Source organism: Halorussus halobius (assembly GCF_004765805.1).
GTDB classification, from domain to species: Archaea; Halobacteriota; Halobacteria; order Halobacteriales; family Haladaptataceae; genus Halorussus; species Halorussus halobius.
Genome location: NZ_SBIU01000003.1, coordinates 764,450 through 781,879 on the forward strand (window position 1 = coordinate 764,450; position 17,430 = coordinate 781,879).

The 17,430-nt window shown below is 69.6% G+C and carries 23 protein-coding genes; 11 read left to right on the top strand and 12 right to left on the bottom strand.

Annotated features, from left to right (window positions below):
• Positions 1-35 precede the first annotated feature (35 nt).
• Together phnC and phnE are read left to right on the top strand one after the other, a co-directional pair.
• On the top strand, positions 36-809 hold the full coding sequence (gene phnC, locus EPL03_RS10605; protein WP_135829282.1) for a phosphonate ABC transporter ATP-binding protein: 774 nt from the start codon (positions 36-38) through the stop codon (positions 807-809).
• Positions 810-1,799, top strand: coding sequence for a phosphonate ABC transporter, permease protein PhnE (gene phnE, locus EPL03_RS10610; protein WP_135829283.1), 990 nt, complete (start codon positions 810-812; stop codon positions 1,797-1,799).
• Positions 1,800-1,854: 55 nt separating this feature from the next.
• On the opposite strand, the gene EPL03_RS10615 is transcribed toward phnE, so the two are convergent.
• The 3 genes from EPL03_RS10615 to EPL03_RS10625 form a co-directional block, all read right to left on the bottom strand.
• On the bottom strand, positions 1,855-2,448 hold the full coding sequence (locus tag EPL03_RS10615) for a uracil-DNA glycosylase (protein WP_135829284.1): 594 nt from the start codon (positions 2,446-2,448) through the stop codon (positions 1,855-1,857).
• A gap of 57 nt (positions 2,449-2,505) precedes the next feature.
• Positions 2,506-3,063, bottom strand: coding sequence for an endonuclease dU (locus EPL03_RS10620; RefSeq protein WP_135829285.1), 558 nt, complete (start codon positions 3,061-3,063; stop codon positions 2,506-2,508).
• 69 nt (positions 3,064-3,132) lie between these two features.
• Complete coding sequence (locus tag EPL03_RS10625) at positions 3,133-3,324, bottom strand: DUF5786 family protein (RefSeq protein WP_135829286.1); 192 nt, start codon at positions 3,322-3,324, stop codon at positions 3,133-3,135.
• Between the two features lie 83 nt (positions 3,325-3,407).
• On the opposite strand from EPL03_RS10625, the gene EPL03_RS10630 reads away from it, so the two are divergent.
• The 7 genes from EPL03_RS10630 to EPL03_RS10655 all read left to right on the top strand — a co-directional run bounded on the left by EPL03_RS10630 (position 3,408) and on the right by EPL03_RS10655 (position 7,043).
• Positions 3,408-4,019: an MBL fold metallo-hydrolase gene (locus EPL03_RS10630; RefSeq protein ID WP_135829287.1), complete on the top strand. Its 612-nt coding sequence runs from the start codon at positions 3,408-3,410 to the stop codon at positions 4,017-4,019.
• 63 nt (positions 4,020-4,082) lie between these two features.
• Positions 4,083-4,388, top strand: coding sequence for a MazG-like family protein (locus EPL03_RS10635; protein WP_135829288.1), 306 nt, complete (start codon positions 4,083-4,085; stop codon positions 4,386-4,388).
• A 97-nt stretch (positions 4,389-4,485) separates the two neighbouring features.
• Entirely contained in the window at positions 4,486-5,022 is a 537-nt protein-coding gene (locus tag EPL03_RS10640; protein WP_135829289.1) for a GNAT family N-acetyltransferase, read from the top strand.
• Between the two features lie 45 nt (positions 5,023-5,067).
• Positions 5,068-5,514, top strand: a complete 447-nt coding sequence (locus EPL03_RS10645; protein WP_135829290.1) for a DUF5810 domain-containing protein — start codon at positions 5,068-5,070, stop codon at positions 5,512-5,514.
• Between the two features lie 220 nt (positions 5,515-5,734).
• The gene (locus EPL03_RS10650) at positions 5,735-6,145 is read left to right on the top strand and encodes a DUF5809 family protein (protein ID WP_135829291.1); all 411 of its coding nucleotides are present in this window, start codon (positions 5,735-5,737) and stop codon (positions 6,143-6,145) included.
• A gap of 95 nt (positions 6,146-6,240) precedes the next feature.
• A complete protein-coding gene (locus EPL03_RS19970) occupies positions 6,241-6,396 on the top strand; it encodes a hypothetical protein (RefSeq protein WP_168216232.1) in 156 nt (51 codons plus the stop codon).
• 65 nt (positions 6,397-6,461) lie between these two features.
• Entirely contained in the window at positions 6,462-7,043 is a 582-nt protein-coding gene (locus tag EPL03_RS10655; RefSeq protein ID WP_135829292.1) for an NUDIX hydrolase, read from the top strand.
• On the opposite strand, the gene EPL03_RS10660 is transcribed toward EPL03_RS10655, so the two are convergent.
• Positions 7,044-7,682 (bottom strand): uracil-DNA glycosylase, encoded by a 639-nt coding sequence (locus tag EPL03_RS10660; protein ID WP_135829293.1) that lies wholly within the window; start codon positions 7,680-7,682, stop codon positions 7,044-7,046.
• A gap of 104 nt (positions 7,683-7,786) precedes the next feature.
• Here EPL03_RS10660 and EPL03_RS10665 point away from each other — a divergent pair, with 104 nt between their 5' ends.
• The gene (locus tag EPL03_RS10665; RefSeq protein WP_135829294.1) at positions 7,787-8,284 is read left to right on the top strand and encodes a GNAT family N-acetyltransferase; all 498 of its coding nucleotides are present in this window, start codon (positions 7,787-7,789) and stop codon (positions 8,282-8,284) included.
• Between the two features lie 5 nt (positions 8,285-8,289).
• Here EPL03_RS10665 and EPL03_RS10670 read toward each other — a convergent pair whose 3' ends face one another.
• The 4 genes from EPL03_RS10670 to EPL03_RS10685 all read right to left on the bottom strand — a co-directional run bounded on the left by EPL03_RS10670 (position 8,290) and on the right by EPL03_RS10685 (position 11,390).
• On the bottom strand, positions 8,290-9,168 hold the full coding sequence (locus EPL03_RS10670; RefSeq protein WP_135829295.1) for a response regulator: 879 nt from the start codon (positions 9,166-9,168) through the stop codon (positions 8,290-8,292).
• A 106-nt stretch (positions 9,169-9,274) separates the two neighbouring features.
• The gene (locus EPL03_RS10675) at positions 9,275-10,582 is read right to left on the bottom strand and encodes a ribonuclease catalytic domain-containing protein (protein WP_135829296.1); all 1,308 of its coding nucleotides are present in this window, start codon (positions 10,580-10,582) and stop codon (positions 9,275-9,277) included.
• 118 nt (positions 10,583-10,700) lie between these two features.
• Entirely contained in the window at positions 10,701-11,000 is a 300-nt protein-coding gene (locus EPL03_RS10680) for a DUF7562 family protein (RefSeq protein WP_135829297.1), read from the bottom strand.
• A 153-nt stretch (positions 11,001-11,153) separates the two neighbouring features.
• Positions 11,154-11,390: a hypothetical protein gene (locus tag EPL03_RS10685; protein ID WP_135829298.1), complete on the bottom strand. Its 237-nt coding sequence runs from the start codon at positions 11,388-11,390 to the stop codon at positions 11,154-11,156.
• Positions 11,391-11,560: 170 nt separating this feature from the next.
• On the opposite strand from EPL03_RS10685, the gene EPL03_RS10690 reads away from it, so the two are divergent.
• Complete coding sequence (locus EPL03_RS10690; protein ID WP_135829299.1) at positions 11,561-11,938, top strand: rhodanese-like domain-containing protein; 378 nt, start codon at positions 11,561-11,563, stop codon at positions 11,936-11,938.
• 52 nt (positions 11,939-11,990) lie between these two features.
• On the opposite strand, the gene yciH is transcribed toward EPL03_RS10690, so the two are convergent.
• The 4 genes from yciH to EPL03_RS10710 all read right to left on the bottom strand — a co-directional run bounded on the left by yciH (position 11,991) and on the right by EPL03_RS10710 (position 16,782).
• Positions 11,991-12,284, bottom strand: a complete 294-nt coding sequence (gene yciH / locus EPL03_RS10695) for a stress response translation initiation inhibitor YciH (protein WP_135829300.1) — start codon at positions 12,282-12,284, stop codon at positions 11,991-11,993.
• 142 nt (positions 12,285-12,426) lie between these two features.
• A complete protein-coding gene (locus EPL03_RS10700) occupies positions 12,427-14,700 on the bottom strand; it encodes a transglutaminase TgpA family protein (RefSeq protein WP_244605249.1) in 2,274 nt (757 codons plus the stop codon).
• Positions 14,697-15,803 carry a DUF58 domain-containing protein gene (locus EPL03_RS10705; protein ID WP_135829301.1) on the bottom strand — a complete coding sequence of 369 codons (1,107 nt, stop codon included), beginning with the start codon at positions 15,801-15,803 and terminating at the stop codon, positions 14,697-14,699. The genes EPL03_RS10700 and EPL03_RS10705 overlap by 4 nt, the downstream gene beginning before the upstream one ends.
• 1 nt (position 15,804) lies before the next feature.
• A complete protein-coding gene (locus tag EPL03_RS10710; RefSeq protein WP_135829302.1) occupies positions 15,805-16,782 on the bottom strand; it encodes an AAA family ATPase in 978 nt (325 codons plus the stop codon).
• Positions 16,783-17,430: the final 648 nt, after the last annotated feature.

The window sequence follows — 17,430 nt, forward strand, 5'->3', positions numbered from 1 at the left end:
CGCGTTTAACAGGCCTCATTTTGGTACTACAATCAATGGCAACGGTCACGGCACAAAGCATCAGCAAAGTGTACGGCGGACACACCGTCGCACTCGACGACGTCTCGTTCGAGATTCCCGACGGCGAGTTCGTGGTCCTGCTGGGTCCGTCCGGCGCGGGCAAGTCGACGCTGCTCCGACTGCTCAACGGACTCGAACAACCCACCGAGGGGAGCATCAGCATCGGCGACGAGGTGGTGACCGGCACCCGCAGCGACGTGGCGATGGTGTTCCAGCGACACAACCTCGTCGAGAGCATGAGCGCCTACCGGAACGCGCTGACCGGCGCGCTCGCCCGGACCGGGACCGTCGAGAGCGCGCTCACGCACTACGACGAGGCCGACAAGCGGACCGCGCTCGAAGCCCTGGAGACGGTCGGCCTGCTCGCGGAGGCCGACCAGCGCGCGAGTTCGATGAGCGGCGGCCAGCAACAGCGGGTCGGCATCGCGCGGGCGCTGACCCAGAATCCCCAGTTGCTCATCGCCGACGAGCCGGTCGCCAGCCTCGACCCGAAGGCGGCCCAGGACGTGATGGGCTACCTCAAGCAGGCCGCCGACGAGCGCGACCTCACCACCATCACGAGCCTCCATCAGGTGAACATCGCCCGCGAGTACGGCGACCGATTCATCGGCCTCCGGGACGGCAACGTCGTGTTCGACGGCACGCGCGACGAACTCACGATGGAGGTCGTCGACGACATCTACTACGGCGAGGCGGACTCGGCCGGCGACGTCGGCGTGAACGACGTGGTCGCAGGGAGTGAGTCGTAGATGGTGAGCATCGACGAGATAAAGGAGGGAATCGAACGACGCCAGCGGGTCCGCCGCACCGGCGCGACGGTCGGTCTGCTCGTCGTCCTCACGCTGACCGCGGCCGGCGCGACCTACCTCGGGTTCACCATCGCGGAGATCGTCCGCCAGTTCGGGACGTGGACGGAGTTCCTGAGCGCGTTCCTCTCGCCCGACTTCTCGGAGTTCACCGTCTACTCGCGCCAGAACGGCCTCGCCGGTCTCGACGCGTTCTTCGGGAGCCTGCTCAACCCCTCGACGCTGCTTTCGAGCAGCGGCCTCCAGTGGAGCGGCACCCTGTTGCTCGGGTCGGCGGTCGCCACCATCATCATCGGCTTCACGGGCACCGTCATCGGCTTCCCGCTCGCGCTCACCTTCGGCATCCTCGGCTCCGAGCGCGTGACGCCGTTCCCGTTCAACTTCATCTTCCGGGGCATCATGAGCAGCATCCGCGCCATCCCGGCGCTGGTCTGGATTCTCATCTACGTCCCGCTGGTCGGCATCAGCCCGGAGGGCGCGATGCTGGCGGTGGCGACCGACACCATCGGCAACCTCGGGCGGCTGTTCACCGACGAGCTGGAGGAGATCGAGGACGGTCCCATCGAGGCCATCGAGTCGACCGGCGCGAAGCGGCCGCAGGTCGTGTTCTTCGGCATGCTGAGTCAGGTGTCGAACGGGTTCATCGCGTGGACGCTGTACGTGCTGGAGATAAACACCCGCATCGCCATCAGCCTCGGCGTCGTCGGCGCGGGCGGCATCGGCCAGTACATCGAACTGGCGGTTCGCGGGTTCCGCTACGGCGAGGCGGCCGCCGGCATCTTCGTGGTCATCGTCATCGTGCTCAGCGTGGAGATGCTCTCTTCGCGCGTCCGCGCCCGGCTCCGCCCCGGCGAGCACGAGGGCAAGGGGCTGCTCGACTCGCTCCGGGACCTCGGCGACGGCGGCAAGTGGTTCGGCGCGTCGAAGCAGTAAGCGAGCGCCACTCCTCCGTTCGCGGAGTCGCGACGACGGACGATTCTCCGGCGACTCAGTAGTCCCCGAGCCGTGACTGACCGCCCGCGCCGCCCCCGCTCACCATCCCGGCGGCCTTGTCGAGCGCGGCGTCGAGCGTCTCCTCTTGGCTCCGGTCGTAGAGGGTCGCGGCCGGGTGGACGCAAATCAGCACGTCCCGGACCGCGCCGCCGAGGTCGGCCTGCGCGAGCGACCCGGCCTCGGTCGTGACCGCCACGTCGCGGTCGAGCAGGTGTTCGCTGGGCACCTTCCCGAGCGTGACTATCACGTCGGGGTCGACCTGCTCGATTTCGCGCTGGAGGTACGGGAAGCAGTTGTCCAGCTCCTGACTCTTGGGGTCGCGGTTCTCGGGCGGGCGACACCGCACGCAGTTGGTGATGCGAACGTCCTGGCGGGCGAGCCCGCGCGCGTCGAGTTTCTCGTCGAGGATGGAACCGCTCCGCCCGACGAACGGTTCGCCCTGCTCGTCTTCCTGCTGGCCCGGCCCCTCGCCGACGAACAGGAGGTCGGCGTCGGCCGGCCCGGTGCCGTCGACGATTCGGCTCCGGCTGTCGACCAGTTCGGGACAGCGCGTACACTCGGTGACCTCGAGGCCGTCCATGTCGTCCATGGGTGGGCGCACGGGTCGGGGATAGTAAATGTCGGCGGCCTCGGGCCGGACGTCCGGCTACTCGCGCCGCCGGAGTCCGTCGGCGGCCCGCGCCGCCAGCCGCGCGACTCGGAGCGGTTCGGGACGGCCGCCCTCGGGCGTGAACGCCCGCACCGCGTCGCGGGCTTCGCTCGAATCCACGCCGACCGAGCGGACGAACAGGCCGTGGTCGTCGACGGAGATTCGCTCTCTGGGCGGCTGGCGCTCGAAAATCGCCTCGCGCTCGGCCAGTCGTTCGCCCTCGAACTCGGCCGCGAACGCCTCGGCCAGTCCGGAACTCCCCTCGAAGGTGACCGAGAGGACGGGCCGACCGGTCGCCTCGTGGACCCGGCGGAGGTCGACGACGTTGTACCACGCCAGCGCGACGCCCGCGACGAACACGTAGCGGACGTCCTCGCGGTCCAGATCGGAGAAGAGGTCGACGATGGCGTCCGTGGCGTCGAGACCGCCGACGGTGCAGGTTCGGTAGGCGAAGCCGTCGGCGACGCGGTCGGCGCGGACCACCGCGCCCGCGAGCGTGCTCCGGTCGCCCCGGTAGGACTCGGCGACGCCGAGCGCGCGGACGCCGGACTTCACGACTCGGCTCCCGTCACGGTTCGGACAGGCTCACGGGTCGGGAGTCCCCGAAGTGCGGGCCATCGCGGCTCAGGTCTCCTCGGGGCCGTCGGCTTTGATGTCCTGGAGCCGGTCGAGGAGTTCGTCGTTCGAGGCTCCGATCTCGAAGTCGACGGTACCCTCGTGGGAGTTCTCCTCGGCGCTAACGCTGCTGTCGTCGTCGATGTCGGCGTCGTACTCCTGGTTGTCCTGTTCGGACTCGTCGTAGCTCCCAAAGCCCATGTGTAGCCGATACTACGCGTCTGGGCCACTAAAGCCTCCCGCCGCCCGTCAGGGTTTTGAGGAGTGGGCGCGAAGCGCCCGCCATGCGAGTCACCAACGTCACCGCCGACGCGGAGACGTTCACCTGCAACGCGTATCTCGTCGAGGGCGACCGGACGGTGCTGGTCGACGCCGGGAGCGTGGCCGGCGTCGAGGCGGTCGTCGCCGACCGCGTCGACGACGTGGACGCGGTCGCGCTGACCCACCAGCACGGCGACCACGTCGGACAGCTCGACGCGGTGCTGGACGCCTTCGACGCCGACCTCCTGTGTTACGACGACCACCCGCGCCGGACCCGGGAACTCCGGGACGGCGACGCGCTCCGCATCGGCGACGAGGCGTTCGAGGCCATCTACTCGCCGGGCCACGCCGACGACCACCTCGCGTTCGCGAGCGACTCGACGATATTCAGCGGCGACGTGGTGGTGTACAGCGACGGCGCGTTCGACGACGGGAGCTTCGGCCGCACGGACATGGCGGGCCAGTCCCGCGAGCGCGAGATAGAGAGCATCCGGACGATACTGGACCGACTCCCCGAGGGCGTCGAGCACATGTACGCGGGCCACGGCGAGCCGTTCCACGGAAGCGTGCGCGAGGTAATCGAGCGCGCGTTAGCGCGGGCCGAGCGCCGCGAGCCCAAGTATCCCGACGAGTGAGACCGCCTCGGCGAGTAATCGACAGCCACTTTATGGTTCGGCTCCGGACGTCGAGTCGGACCCATGGACGCCCAACGCAAGGTCGCACAGTTCCTCGCGACCCACGAGATGGACGCCGACCCGGCCTACCGCGCGCTCGACCTCGCCTCGGAGGTCGGCGAACTGGCCAGGGAGGTGAACGACTCGACCGACTACGGCGACTCGCCCGGAGACGTGGCCGCCAGCAGCGACGAACTCGGCGACGCGCTGTTCGCGCTGCTCGCGCTCGCGGCGTCGCTGGACGTCGACGCCGGCTCGGCGCTCGACGAGTCGCTGGCGAAGTACGAGGACCGCATCGACGAGACCGGCGACCCCGGGTCGGGCGAATGAGGTCGATTCCGGCGTGGACGCGCCCGGACTCGGCCGAGCGCGTTCGCCAGCGAACCGGGCATGAAACTCTTAAGGGTCGGGCGTATAGCCGCGTGCAGTGACGACGACTCGCGCGGGAACCGGGAGCGGAGTGGGCATCCGGCAGGCGACCCGGCTCGACCTGCTGGCGGTGTTGCGCATCGAGCGCGCGTCGTTCGACCAGCCGTGGCCGTTCGCCGCGTTCGAGCGCTACCTCGGCGAGCCCGGCTTCCTCGTCGCGACCGCCGGCCCGGACCGGACCGGCGACGACGCCTATCGGTTCGACGAGTCCGGCGACGACGAATCGAGCGAGAGCGTGCTCGGCTACGTCGTCGCGGACCTCGTTGCCAACCACGGGCGGGGACTCGGCCACGTCAAGGACGTCGCGGTCCACCCCGACCATCGCGGCGAGGGCGTCGGTGGGGCCCTGCTCGAACGCACGCTCTCGGTGCTGGGGGCGCGCGGCGCGCGCAGCGTCAAGCTGGAGGTCCGGGAGAGCAACCACCGCGCGCTGTCGCTGTACGACGACTTCGGTTTCGAGCACCTCCGGACCGTCCCCCGGTACTACGACGACGGCGAGGACGCGCTCATCATGGTCGTGGACTTAGACGCGTAGCGGTCGAACGTGGCGCTTTTCGGTCCCGGCGACCTACCCGCGCACATGGGATACGCCTGCCCGGTCTGCGAGACGCCCCAGTCCGACGCCGAACACCTCGCGAACCACCTCGCGTTCACGGCGATGCTCGGCGACGACGACCACGAGGCGTGGCTCGACGACCACGCGCCCGGGTGGGACGAGGACGGCGAGGACGAACTCGCCGACCGCGTCGAGGAGTACGCCAAGGAGGTGGGCTTCCCGCAGGTGTTCGACGACACGACCCACGACCACCGCCACGCGAGCGACGAGCCGCGCGGCGGCGACCTGTTCGAGGACGAACTGGCGCGCGCGAACGGACGCGGCCGCGGGTCGATGGCCGGCGGGACGGGCGGTGGCGCGCTCGACGGCGAGGCACAGGAGATTCTGCAGGAGGCGCGGGACATGACCCGCGAGATGCTCGACGACGAGGACGAGAGCGCGGACGGGAACTCCGACGAGCGCGACGAGTAGCGCTCCGAGACGGAGCGCGAGGTGGACGCCCCGACCGAGCGAACGGATTCGACGACGCCGACCGCTTGAGCCACGGGGCCCCATCCACTCGCGACCGCACGGCACCGCCCCGCATCGTTCCGCACGGCACGCTCCGCCCTGCATCGCTCCCCAGTGCGAACGCGACCACCGTCGTTCGGAGGACGAAACGCAGTAGTCCCCGCCGCCCGAACGACCGGACATGGAGACGCACGGCCTGTTCTCACCCGACGACGAGGCCGACGCCCGCGAGCGGTTCGAGGCGCTCGGCCCGGCGGCCCAGACGGTGGTCAAGGAGACGGCGAAGGCGATGGCGTTCGACGCCGACGAGTACGACGAGCGCGTGACCGGCGAGGTGGTCGAGACCGCCCGCGACGCGCTGTTCGCCTCGCTGCTGGCGGTCCGGACCGGGACGCGCGAGGCGTACGACGAGTGGCTGGCCGACCGCGACCGCAAGGTGGTCGAACACGGGAGCGGGAACGTCTCGCGGGTGGCGTGGCACGACGCGTTCGGCGAGACGGTGGTCGCCGCGACCTACGAGAGCGAGGAGCGCGCGGCCATCGAGACGCTCCGCCGGCAGGCCTACGGTCGGGTGTACCGCGACGTGGTGTAGGTGTCCCGGGACGCGAGGGCGGTACCGCGGCGCGGCGTTCTCACTCGTCGCCAATCGGCGAGCGATTTTTGTTCGACCGGCATCCACGTTCGAACATGACCGAGATATCAGTGGCGAAGCTCGGCTCGCTGGGCATCCTCGGCGTCCTCGGCGTGTGGACGAACCAGCCCGAACTGTTCGGCCTGTTCGGCCTGTTCGCGCTGTTCGCTTCGGACCGGACGGTCGAACTGCCGCTTCCGAACGCGGGGTAGCGAGGGAGCGACGAGCGTCGGTTCCGATAGCCACGTTTTAGCGCGCTCGTCGCGCAGTCGTCACCATGAACGAGGAGTGGCGCGTCGTGGAGTCGGTCGTCGAGTACGAGACCCCGTGGTACACCGGCGGCTACGACCTCGTGGAACAGCCCGACGGCTCGACCAAGCGGTACTACTGGGCCGAGCTTCCGCCCGCGGTCGTCGTGGTGGCGGTCGCCGACGGGCAGGTCGTGTTGGTCGAGCAGTACCGGCCGGCCACCGGAGAGACGTACCTCGAATGTCCCGCCGGCATCGTCGAGCGCGAGCCGCAAGGCGGCCCGGACGGGTCGAGCGGTCCCCGGCCGGGAGACGGCCGCGAATCGTTCACCGCCGCCGGCGCGCGCGAACTCCGCGAGGAGACCGGCTTCGAGGCGGCGGACGTGAGCCTGCTGGCGTCGTTCGACGTCGCCACCGGCTTACTGCGCCACGAGCGCGGCATCGTCTTCGCCGAGGGGCTCACGCCGGTCGAACAGGACCTCGACGACAACGAGTTCCTGACGGTGCGGACCGTCCCGGTCGAGGAGGCGCTCGACGTCGCGCGCGCCCACCCCGCCAACGACGCCACCATCGAGGCGCTGTTGCTCGCGGCGGAGGACGGATTCCTCTGACTACCGGCAGTGCTCGACGGTCTCCCGAATCGCGGCCACGTACTCCTCGCGCGAGTAGCCGAGCCGGGGCAACCAGACGTTCTGATACGAGGGATGAACCAGCGGCAGGACCGTCGCGTCGAACGACGGGGCGTCCCGCGGGTCGAGCACCGAGTCGAGGAAGCCGTCCGGGAGGGCGTCGTCGCCGAGAATCGACAGCGTGGCGTGCTTGCCGGTGGTCGCGACCACCGCGGGCGCGACCCGCTCGACCTCGGCCCGGAGGTGCTCGCGGCAGGTCGCGCGCTCGGCGGCGGTGGGTTCGCGATTCGACGGCGTCCCCTCGCTCGAATCGCCGCCTTCGGGGAAGCACTTCACGGCGTTGGTGTAGTAGCACTCGCCTCCGAGTCCGGCGTCGGCGAACAGCTCCCGGACGACCCGACCGGAGTGGCGGGACGTGTACGCCATCCCGGTCCAGTTGCCGCCCCGCCAGCGGTCGGCGTCCGGGTCGCCGTAGGCCGGCGCTTCGCCGACGACCAGCACGTCGGCGTCGAGCGAGCCGTTGCCCCACGCAATGCGCTCGCGCGAGTCGGCCAGCGCGGGACACCGCGAACAGCCCGGTTCGAGGACGGTCCGCGAGTCGGGGTCGGGAAATTCGGCCACACTCGGCCTTGACTCCCCGACGTCGTGAATCTCACGCTCCGCGTTCCCGAGTGCGGGACCGCGTCCGGGCAAACTATTTGTCGCTCGCTCGACGTGCTACCGGCATGGACGTCGAGATAGCGACCGCGACCCCGGACGACGCGGGCGCGGTCCAGCGGGTCGCCCGCGAGTCGTGGCACGCCGCCCACGACGGCGTGGTCGGCCCGGACGTCGTCGAGACGGCGATAGACGAGTGGTACGACGTCGACAGCCTCGCGGCGTCGATGGACCGCGACGACGGCCGGTTCCTCGTGGCGCGGGCCGACGGCGCAGTCGTCGGGTTCGCGCAGGCCGTCCTCGGCGACGAGGACGACCCCGCCTACCTCGCACGCATCTACGTCGCGCCCCACTGCTGGGGCGAGGGCGTCGGCACCGACCTGCTCGGCCGACTCGAACGATGGCTCCGCGAGGCGGGAGCCGACCGGCTCCGACTGGCCGTGATGACCGACAACGAGGTTGGCAACGCCTTCTACGGGGAACGCGGCTACCGGGTACTCGACGAGCGCGAGGGCGAGCTGTTCGGCGCGACCTTCGAGGAATCCATCCGCGAAAAGCGACTGTAGTCGGGTCAGGCGGGCGACCCCATCCGGTCGAGCGCGGCCGTCACGTGGGCCAACAGGAGCTCCGCGAGTTCGAGGTCGCGGTCGTCGAATCCGCCGACCTCCCGGGAGACCGCCTGAAACACCCCGTATCCGTCGACGGGGACGGCCATCGCCGAGAGGTAGTCGGGTTCGGCCGGGGCGGCCTCGTGGTCCCGGAGGTCGTCGATGCGGACCGACTCCCCGCGCTCGAACACCTGGCCCGCGAAGCTGTCGTCGTCGTCCAGATGCGTCGCCCGGTAGTAGCCGTCCGACGGGATGCCCTTCGAGACGGCCTCCGGAACCAGTCGGTCCCCGTCGCGGAGGCTGATGTCGCACAGGTCGAACGCCAGAATCTCCTCGGCGGCCTCGACCGCGAGCCGACAGAGTGCGGTGGGGTCGGTGCAGGTGGCCGCCTCCGCGGCCGTCTGGTGGAGCGCCTCTATCTTCTCGTTGGTCCGCCGGAGTTCGAGCTCGGTCCGGCGCTGGGAGATGGCGTTCTCGATGCGCTTGGCCAGCACCTCGTAGTGGTCCCGCCCCGAGTTCTTCTGGACGTAGTCGGTGACGCCGGCCGAGATTGCCTCGGAGGCAATCTCCTCGCTCCCCCTGCCCGTGTAGAGGATGAACGGGACCGAGGGCCGCTCGTCGCGGACCGCCGACAGCAGTTCCAGCCCGTTCATGTCGGGCATGTTGTAGTCGGACACGACGCAGTCGAACTCCCGTTCCCGGACGAGCGAGAGCGCCTCGGTCGCGGACGTCGCAGTCTCGGTCCGCAGCGAGTCGGTTATCCGTCCGAGGTATGCGGCTACCAGCTCGGCAAGCTCCGATTCGTCGTCGACGACGAGTACCCGCCCGTCAGAGGCCGCCATGGTTGATAGAGCCTGACACTGTAGGATAAGTTTTCCGACTGATACTCCCGGACCGGAACCCGACCGCGGTCGAAGCCCCGCGGGCCGCGACCGGGTCCGGGGCGGCCTACTCGTCGACGACCTCGAGTCCGCGATTGTTGACCGCCGCCGGGTCGAGCCCGTGGTCTTCGAGCACCTGCTTGTACTCGCGCTCGCAGGCCTCGGCGTCGGCCTGCTTGTCGCTGGCGCGGTCACACAGCGCCACGAGGTCCTCGGGCACGTCGTTGGTGTACACTATCCAGTGGTTGATGAGGTCGGAGAGTCGCCGGATGGGGCTGGTGAAGTGGCCGTATATCTCGAAGTTGAGCGCGTGGTGACCGCCGAACGGGTCGTTCATGTACTTGGCGCGGGGCATCACCTTCATCACGGCCCACTGTATCTTGTCGAGCTGGCGCTGGGGAGCCTCTTCGAGCGTGGCGTTGACCGCCTTCCGGGGGTCGTCCCACGCCTCCCCGGGGATGGAGACGCCGTCGAGGTCCTGAATCTCCTGGAGGGCCTCGCTCCACTCGTCGGGACTGGGCTGGGGGTGGACCCGGTACATCGCCTCGACGCCCCGGTCCCACATCAGGGTGTGCGTGACCGCCTTGTTGGCCTTGAGCATGCACTCTTCGATGATGGTGTGGGCGCGGTCGCGCCGGGGATTGAGGACGAGGCTGCCGTCCTCCTTGCGCTGTTCGTGCATCCGGTCGGCCAGTTGCCAGACCAGCTCGTTGCGCTCGGCGAGGTCGACCTCGGCGTCTTCGAGCAGGTCCTCGGCGGTCTCGGGCTCGTCGAGCAAGGTCTCGGCCTCGCTGTAGGTCAGCCGGGCGTCGCTCCGGACGACCGACTTGTAGATGTCTATCTCCTCGTAGCCCAGGTCCTCCTTGTCGAGGTGCATCTCGACGGTGTGGGCCAGCCGGTCCTCGTTGGGCACCAGCGAGCAGACGGTCTCGGCGAGGACGGGCGGCAGCATGTGGACGGTGTAGGCCGGCAGGTAGACGGTGTTGGCCCGCTCGACCGCCTCCTCCCACATGCTGGTCTCGGGGTTGACGTAGTGGGTCACGTCGGCGATGTGGACCCACAGCACGTACTCGTCGGGCCGCTCCTCGACCGACAGCGCGTCGTCGAAGTCCTGGGCGTCGATGGGGTCGGTGGTCCAGGTCGTCATCTCCCGGAGGTCGCGGCGCTCGTCGACCTCGTCGGCGATCTCGGACTGGATGTCCTCGGTCCGCTTCTCGGCCTCCGTGAGCACCGCGTCGGGGAACCCGTCGCGTATCTCGAACTTCTCGAACAGCTCCTCGCGCTCGTCGGCGAGCCGGTCGGCCGTCTCCCGGGATATCTCGACCGGCCCCTGTCCCTCGACGGTTCCGGCCTCGGCCTGCGCGTCACTCGTCATACCGACGACTAGTGGTGTCGAGTAGTTAGTCGTATCGGAGCATCCCGGTCGCCGGGGTGGGTCGGTCCCGCGGGAGCGTCGCCGACGCGCGCCCCGACAGTGATGTCGGCGGTCGACGCTATCGCTCGGAGTCGACCGGACCGTAGCGGTCCTCGACGGCCCGACAGTAGCGGTCGAGAAACTCCAGTTCGTCGAGGCCGCCGGCGTCGATGTCCACGAGCAGGGCTTCGAGTTCGTCCCGCGGCTGGTGACAGAGGTCGGTGTGACACGACTTGCAGAGGTGCTCGAACTCCTTGCCCGTCCGGTCCCACCGGTCGCCCTCCTTGTCGTACTCGCGGGCGTCCGAGCGGTCGACGGTCTCGCCGCAGGCGATGCACTCGACGGTGTCGTCGCCCCGGCGCTTCCGGGAACCCCACATACGCGCACCCACGTCCCGGCCGTACTTGCTGTTTTTGGTCACCCCTTCGGGACGTTTACGCCAGTCGGCCACGAGAGTAAGGAGTGCTTACCCGTCGTTCTGCCCGCATCCGCCCGGATGTCGGACGCGGAGGGGACGTGCTGCGCGAGTTCCTCACTGCTCGGACCGATTCATCTCGTCCCAGCCGGGAAGGAACGCTACGTTTTCGGTGACGACCGCGAGTAGATACGTCGAGAAGGGCAGAATCAGTCCAATCGTGGCGAGATACGTCAGGTCGAGTTCCCCGGACGCTTCGAAGAACACGCCGACGTACTGAATAACGGCTATGGTCGCCAGAACGGTGGCTATCGTGCCGAGATACGTCTTCGGGGCGGGCCTCGGGAGCCTCATAGAACGAAAGACGTGTCTATTAAATCATAAATCTGCTGACGGAGTCGGCTACGTGAACCGCGGAACCACCGCACGGCGACAGCAACCCCGCGAAGCGTCCCGACCGCAACCCCGCCCGCCACCGCACTCCATCAGGGGGCTTATTCGGCCGGCCGACCAACCTCGGTCCGATGGACGCCGAAATCTCCCCCGAAGCCGTCGAAGACCTCCTCGACGCCGGCGAGGACGTGCGCATCGTCGACATCCGGCCGGCCGACGCGTTCGAGCGCGGCCACATCCCCGATAGCGAGAACGTTCCGTTCCACGCGCTCGCCGACGAAATCGAGCGGTTCGACGGCGCGAGCCGAGTCGTGACCGTCTGCCCGCACGGCAAGTCGAGCGTGCAGGCCGCCCGGTTGGTCGCCTCCTACGAGGGACTGTCCGACGACGCCCGCGTCGAGAGCATGGCCGGCGGACTGTCGGCGTGGGACGGCGAACTGGCGACCGAGGACGACGCCGACGAACCGACGACTCAGCGCGGGGACGACGGTCCGGACGCCCCGTTCTGAGGAGCGTCGCGACTCGTCGACCCGGTACGAAGCTGGAAAACGGACGTGAACGTTAGGCTACGTTGAATCCCTTGTCACGCAGGAAATCCTCGACGCGCCCGGTGTGGTTGCCCTGGAGCTCTATCTGGCCGTCCTCGACCGTCCCGCCGCACGCGAACTTCGACTTGAGGTCCGAGGACAGGCTGTCCAGATCGACGTCTTTTGGGTCGAATCCTTCGATGATCGTTACCTCTTTACCGTAGCGGCGCTCGTCGATGCGGATGGTGATCTGCTGGGACTCTTTGGCGACGTCCTCGCAGACGCAGAGCTCCTGAGGCAGCCCGCACGTCGAGCAGACTTCCGACATTACGCATGGGCCTACGAAAGCAACCTATTAAACGTTGTCGGGAACTCCGTTAGTGTATCGGCCACCCGGCGGGGGAACGCCGGCACGTCACCCACCGCCGAGCGCGGCGCGGCGAGCCGGCCGCCGAATCGGAGCGGTCGTGCTACCGGCCGCCGAACCGACCGCGCTTCTCGCGGACCAGTTCGTCGACCAGTCCGACCGCCTCGTCGGCGAGGTCGCCGTCGGCCTCCCCGGCGTACCGGACCCGCTCGTAGATGTCGCCGACGCGCTCGACCCGGTCGTCGAGGTCGGTCCGGACCCCGAGCGCCGAGAGGTACTCCCGCGGCGTCTCCGCCGGGCGGCGCTCGCGGTGTTGGGCACCCAGCAGGGTTTCGAGCCGGTCGAACGCCCGCGTCACGTCGGTCTCGGGGTCGCTTCGGGGTTGCCACCGGAGCGCGACCGCTCGCCGGAGCCGGTCGAGCAGTCCCGCCCTGCGGGCGGCCGCGAGCAGACCCACCGCCGCGAGCCCGCCCAGAATCGTCTGCTCGCGCGAGGGCGGCTCGACCGGGAGGCCGCCGCCCCCGTCGGCCGACTCGCCCGCGCCGACCGTGTCGTCGGCGGTAGACGTCTCGGCCGTGCCGTCGAGCGAGCCGTCGTCGAGCGGGTCGAGTCGCTCCCGGTCGACCGGGGCGCGGGGGTCGGCGAGCGTTCCGTTCGGGACGTCGCCGGCCGTCTCGGTGTCCGCCTCGCCGGGTTCTTCGGTCGGTTCGGCGGCCGTGGTCGTCAGCGACTCGCCCGCGCTTTCGTCGACGTCGACGTTCGAGACGTCGGCCTCTCGACCCTGCTCGACGCGGGCGTTCTCGGCCTGCTGGCGCGCGGCGGCGGGCGTGGGGTCGAACTCGACCCAGCCGACGCCGGGGAAGTACGCCTCGACCCACGCGTGGGAGTCGAGCCCGCGCACGACCCACTCGTCGTCGGCGACCTGCTGGCCCGACGTGTAGCCGACCGCGAACCGGGCGGGCACGCCCTGCGAGCGCAACATCGCGACCATCGCGGTGGCGTAGTAGGTGCAGTAGCCCCGCTCCATCTCGAAGATGAACTCCTCGGCCACGTCGCCGTCGGGCCGGTCGACGTCGAGCGAGTAGCGCTTGTTGGCTTCGAGCCAGTCCTCTATCGCCACGGCCCGCTCGTAGGGCGTGTCGGCGTCCTCGGTCACCGCAGCGGCGCGGTCGCCGATTCGGTCGGCCGAGCTCTCGGGAAGCTGGAGATACCGGTCCTCGACTCCCTCGGGGTAGTCGGTGCCGGCCGACCGAAGCAGGCGGCGCGAGGACTCGGGCGTCCTGCTCTCGACGGTGTAGGACTCGCCGTCGCGGAGCGCGCCCACCGGTTCGAACGCGCCCAGCGCGGTGACCCGGACGTTGCTCCGGTCGCCGCCCTCCACCCGGACGGGCTTCCACGCGGCCGGCATCGCGGTCACCCGGTCGGCCTCCACGGTGACGGTCTGTTCGAGTCGCGACTCGGGGCCGGGCGGGCCCTGCTGGGCGGCGTACTCGGTGGAGTCGCCCGTCCTGAGCCAGCCGTCGCCGTCGTAGCGGTCGTACGCCCCGACCCGCCAGTACGCCGACTCGTCGGCCTCGACGGTGAACCGGACTTTCGGCGAGAGCCGGATGGAGCCGACGACCGTCATCCGCTGCTGGTTGGAGACGAACGACCCCTCAACCGTGGGCGTGCCGCCGCTCGCCCCCGGCAGGACGGGATTGGTCGCGCCGCCGGGGACGACGCTGACCGTCGACGCCAGCACCACGATGACCACCAGCGCGACCCCGATGGCGTCGACCTGCGCGGCGGTGCCGCCCCGGCGAGCCAGCGTGCCGAACCCGAGCGCGGCGGTGGCCGCGAGCGCGCCGACCAGCGTGGGGAAGCTCCCGGCGTCGCCCGTCAGCACGAAAAAGCCCAGCGCGGCCCCGCCGGCCGCCACCGCCAGCGCGTACCGCCGCCGGAGCACGAGGTACCACGGCGCGAACACCAGCGCGGGGGCGACGCCCAGCGCCCACGCGCCGACCTCTGCCATCCGCAGCACCGACAGCCCGGTCAGCAGGGCGACGTTGTCGGCGACGATCTTCCCGGCCGACACCGCCACGAGGTAGGCGCTGGGCACCGACAGGTAGTAGCCCGCGAGTCCGAGCGCGAGCAGTCCCGCCGCGAGGACGGCCGCCCGACGCGGCGCGAGCCGGCGAGCGACCAGCGTGGCCGTCCCGAGCGCGGCCGCGACCAGCGCGACCAGCGTCGCGGTCCCGCCGACCACGTCGGTCACGTGATAGAGCACGCCGACGTAGGTGGCCATCAGCACGGCGACCGACCCGACCGCCAGCCGGTGGTACGACGCCGCGCCCCCGCCGATTCGGAGGTCCCGCCGGAGCGTCCCGTCCGCGCTCACGCTCGGTCACCTCCGAGCGTCCCGGTCGCGTCGGCGCGCGCTCGTCCGCCGTCCGCGAGGGTGGCCGTCCCGGACGATGCCGACTCCCGGTCGCCACCGGTCGCGCCGTCGGCCCCCGCCGCGTCACCCCCGCCGTCACCGGCCAACTGACCGAAGGTGACGGTCCGGCCGCCGACCGTGACCTCGACCGCCTCGGCGTCGGTCGGTCCCCGAACCAGCACGTCGACGTCCGCGCGCCGGGACTCGCCGACCGTCCCCGGCCGGCTCCGGGCCAGCGCGGTCAGCAGTTCGGTCCGGTGGTCGGGGCCCGCGCCGGGGTCGACCCGGTCGCCGGGGACCGTCAGGCCGACCGCGAAGCCGGCGTCGAGCAGGTAGGCGGCCACGCTGGCCGCCGCCTCGGCCACCTCGTCCATCCGGCCGCCGTCGGCCTCCGCGAGCAGTTCGACGCGCCTGCGGTCCTCGCTGGCCGCGAACTCCATCACCACGAGGTCCTCGTCCGGGCGCTTGGCGCTGGACTTCCAGTGGACGTCCCGGAGCGGGTCGCCGCGCTCGTACTCGCGCAACCCCTCGAAGCGGTCCCGGCCGCCCGCGCCGAACTCGCGGTCGAGCGCCGCGAGTTCGCCCGCGTCGGTCAGCCGGTGGACGGTGGGAAACACCACGACGTCGGTGCTGGCCGGGTAGGCGTAGGTCGTCCGCCAGACGCCGAACACGTCCTCGGCGACCACCTCGACCGGGCCGACCGACCGGACGCCCCGGTCGTCGAGTCGGACGTCGAACGTCACCGTCCCGTCGGTCACCGTGGTCTCGACGGCGTCGGTCTCGACGGCGAGCCCGTCACCGGCCCGCAACTCGACGGTCGCGGCCAGCGGGGTCGCGGTCTCGAACGCCAACGACGCCGTCACCGTCTCTCCCGCGAAGCCGTACTCGGGCATCTCGGTTCGGAGGTCGGGCTGGTCGGCGCGCTCGACCCGAAACCACCCCGCTACCAGCACGACGACCGCGGAGGCGACCACGGCGTCGAGCGAGCGGGCGCTGAACCACGCGGCCATTCCGAACCCACCGACCGCGACCGCCGCGACCGTCCAGCCGCGTCGGGTCAGCATCTCACTTCACCGGGACCGCGTCGAGCGCTTCGGCGACGAGGTCCTCGCCGGACGCGCCGCCGGTCTCCGCGCCGGTCCGGACCCGGTGGGCTAGCACCGGTTGGGCCTCGGCCTTGACGTCGTCGGGGACGACGTACTCCCGGCCGTCGAGGACCGCGCGGGCCTGCGCGGCCCGGAGGAGCGCGATAGAGCCCCGGGGACTCACCCCGAGGTCGGCGTGGTCGCGGGTGTAGTTGGCCAGCCGGGTGACGTACGCCCGGACCGGCTCCTCGGCGGTCACGCGGGCGACCGTCTCCCTGGCTCGGACGACCTCCTCGCCGGTCGTCACGGGGTCGAGGTCCTCGATGGGGTGGCGGCCCGAGAGCCGCCGGAGCACCTCGGCCTCCTCGTCGGGCGCGGGGTAGCCCAGCGAGAGCCGCTTGGTGAACCGGTCGACCTCGGCCACGGGGAGCTCGTAGGTCCGGTCGGCCTCCACGTCGTTCTGGGTGGCGACGACCGCGAACGGCTGGTCGAGTTCGTACGTCTCGCCGTCGACCGTGACCTGGGCCTCCTCCATGGCTTCGAGCAGGGCCGACTGGGTCTTGGGCGGCGCGCGATTTATCTCGTCGGCCAGCACCACGTTGCCGAACACCGGACCGGGGCGGAACTCGAACTCCCGGCTCTGCTCGTCGAAGACGTTCACGCCCGTCACGTCGGTCGGCAGGAGGTCGGGGGTGAACTGGACGCGGGAGAACTCGCAGTCGATAGAGCGGGCGAGCGACCGGGCGAGCATCGTCTTGCCGACGCCGGGCACGTCGTCGAGCAGGAGGTGACCGCGAGCGAGCACGGCCGTCACGATGTGTTCGGTCACGTCGTGGTGGCCGACGATGACGCGCTCGACGTTCTCGACGACCCGGTCGGCGAGGTCGGCGGCCTCGGAGACCGGAAGCGGGTCGGGCGACGCGTCGGTTCGACGCTGGGTGGGGTTGGCGTCCGTCATGGGTGGCGTCGTCCGCACGCGGCGGGCGAGAAGGTCGGGGCGGGTCCCGCAGAGGCGTGCGTTCGCTGCCCCTACCTTTCGTCCCCACCTTTGAAACTTTTGTCCCGGCAGGAAGACGCTTGGAAACAGGTTGCGGTTCGTTACAGGATTGAAAAATAGATATACTAATCGAAATATACCACATTATTACACTGCGTGACGCCGACGGGGCAGGCGAAACAGTCTCCAAGTCCGATGGGACGATAACTCCCTAAAGTTTGGCACAACTAGAAAGAACTACGTTCAAGAAAGCGGACTAACAGTATGGAAACTGGTTCTAAATGACTCTTTCAGAATTCATTTCTGATATTTTATACGGTATAGCAGGTTGGCTGTTAGTTGCTATGGGTTTTTTGTCCATCTTCGGTGTCTTCCTCCACGCGTTCAACGGAAGCGCAGAGGCGATACCTATCGCTTCTCTGACTGTTCTTTCGGTACTCTTTCTGATTTCCGGCATGCTGGTGAATCCGGGGTTTCGGAGACGAATCGCACGGCGACGGAGGCTCACTCGATTCGGCAGAGTATCAAGGGTTGACCAACGCGTCGTTCACTCGTCTGAAAACCACGAGCAATCATGCATAAGCTGTGGTAGTCAGGTGGAACACGGCA

Excerpts from the sequence above, each read along its gene's own strand:
- EPL03_RS10635 (WP_135829288.1), top strand. The coding sequence starts at position 4,083 with ATGGACGCCCAACGCAAGGTCGCACAGTTCCTCGCGACCCACGAGATG.
- EPL03_RS10645 (WP_135829290.1), top strand. The coding sequence starts at position 5,068 with ATGGGATACGCCTGCCCGGTCTGCGAGACGCCCCAGTCCGACGCCGAA.
- EPL03_RS10670 (WP_135829295.1), bottom strand. The coding sequence starts at position 9,168 with ATGGCGGCCTCTGACGGGCGGGTACTCGTCGTCGACGACGAATCGGAG.
- phnE (WP_135829283.1), top strand. The coding sequence starts at position 810 with ATGGTGAGCATCGACGAGATAAAGGAGGGAATCGAACGACGCCAGCGG.
- EPL03_RS10615 (WP_135829284.1), bottom strand. The coding sequence starts at position 2,448 with ATGGACGACATGGACGGCCTCGAGGTCACCGAGTGTACGCGCTGTCCC.
- EPL03_RS10705 (WP_135829301.1), bottom strand. The coding sequence starts at position 15,803 with ATGCTGACCCGACGCGGCTGGACGGTCGCGGCGGTCGCGGTCGGTGGG.
- EPL03_RS10690 (WP_135829299.1), top strand. The coding sequence starts at position 11,561 with ATGGACGCCGAAATCTCCCCCGAAGCCGTCGAAGACCTCCTCGACGCC.
- yciH (WP_135829300.1), bottom strand. The coding sequence starts at position 12,284 with ATGTCGGAAGTCTGCTCGACGTGCGGGCTGCCTCAGGAGCTCTGCGTC.
- EPL03_RS10710 (WP_135829302.1), bottom strand. The coding sequence starts at position 16,782 with ATGACGGACGCCAACCCCACCCAGCGTCGAACCGACGCGTCGCCCGAC.
- EPL03_RS10650 (WP_135829291.1), top strand. The coding sequence starts at position 5,735 with ATGGAGACGCACGGCCTGTTCTCACCCGACGACGAGGCCGACGCCCGC.
- EPL03_RS10630 (WP_135829287.1), top strand. The coding sequence starts at position 3,408 with ATGCGAGTCACCAACGTCACCGCCGACGCGGAGACGTTCACCTGCAAC.
- EPL03_RS19970 (WP_168216232.1), top strand. The coding sequence starts at position 6,241 with ATGACCGAGATATCAGTGGCGAAGCTCGGCTCGCTGGGCATCCTCGGC.
- EPL03_RS10685 (WP_135829298.1), bottom strand. The coding sequence starts at position 11,390 with ATGAGGCTCCCGAGGCCCGCCCCGAAGACGTATCTCGGCACGATAGCC.
- EPL03_RS10655 (WP_135829292.1), top strand. The coding sequence starts at position 6,462 with ATGAACGAGGAGTGGCGCGTCGTGGAGTCGGTCGTCGAGTACGAGACC.
- EPL03_RS10680 (WP_135829297.1), bottom strand. The coding sequence starts at position 11,000 with ATGTGGGGTTCCCGGAAGCGCCGGGGCGACGACACCGTCGAGTGCATC.
- EPL03_RS10675 (WP_135829296.1), bottom strand. The coding sequence starts at position 10,582 with ATGACGAGTGACGCGCAGGCCGAGGCCGGAACCGTCGAGGGACAGGGG.
- phnC (WP_135829282.1), top strand. The coding sequence starts at position 36 with ATGGCAACGGTCACGGCACAAAGCATCAGCAAAGTGTACGGCGGACAC.
- EPL03_RS10625 (WP_135829286.1), bottom strand. The coding sequence starts at position 3,324 with ATGGGCTTTGGGAGCTACGACGAGTCCGAACAGGACAACCAGGAGTAC.
- EPL03_RS10665 (WP_135829294.1), top strand. The coding sequence starts at position 7,787 with ATGGACGTCGAGATAGCGACCGCGACCCCGGACGACGCGGGCGCGGTC.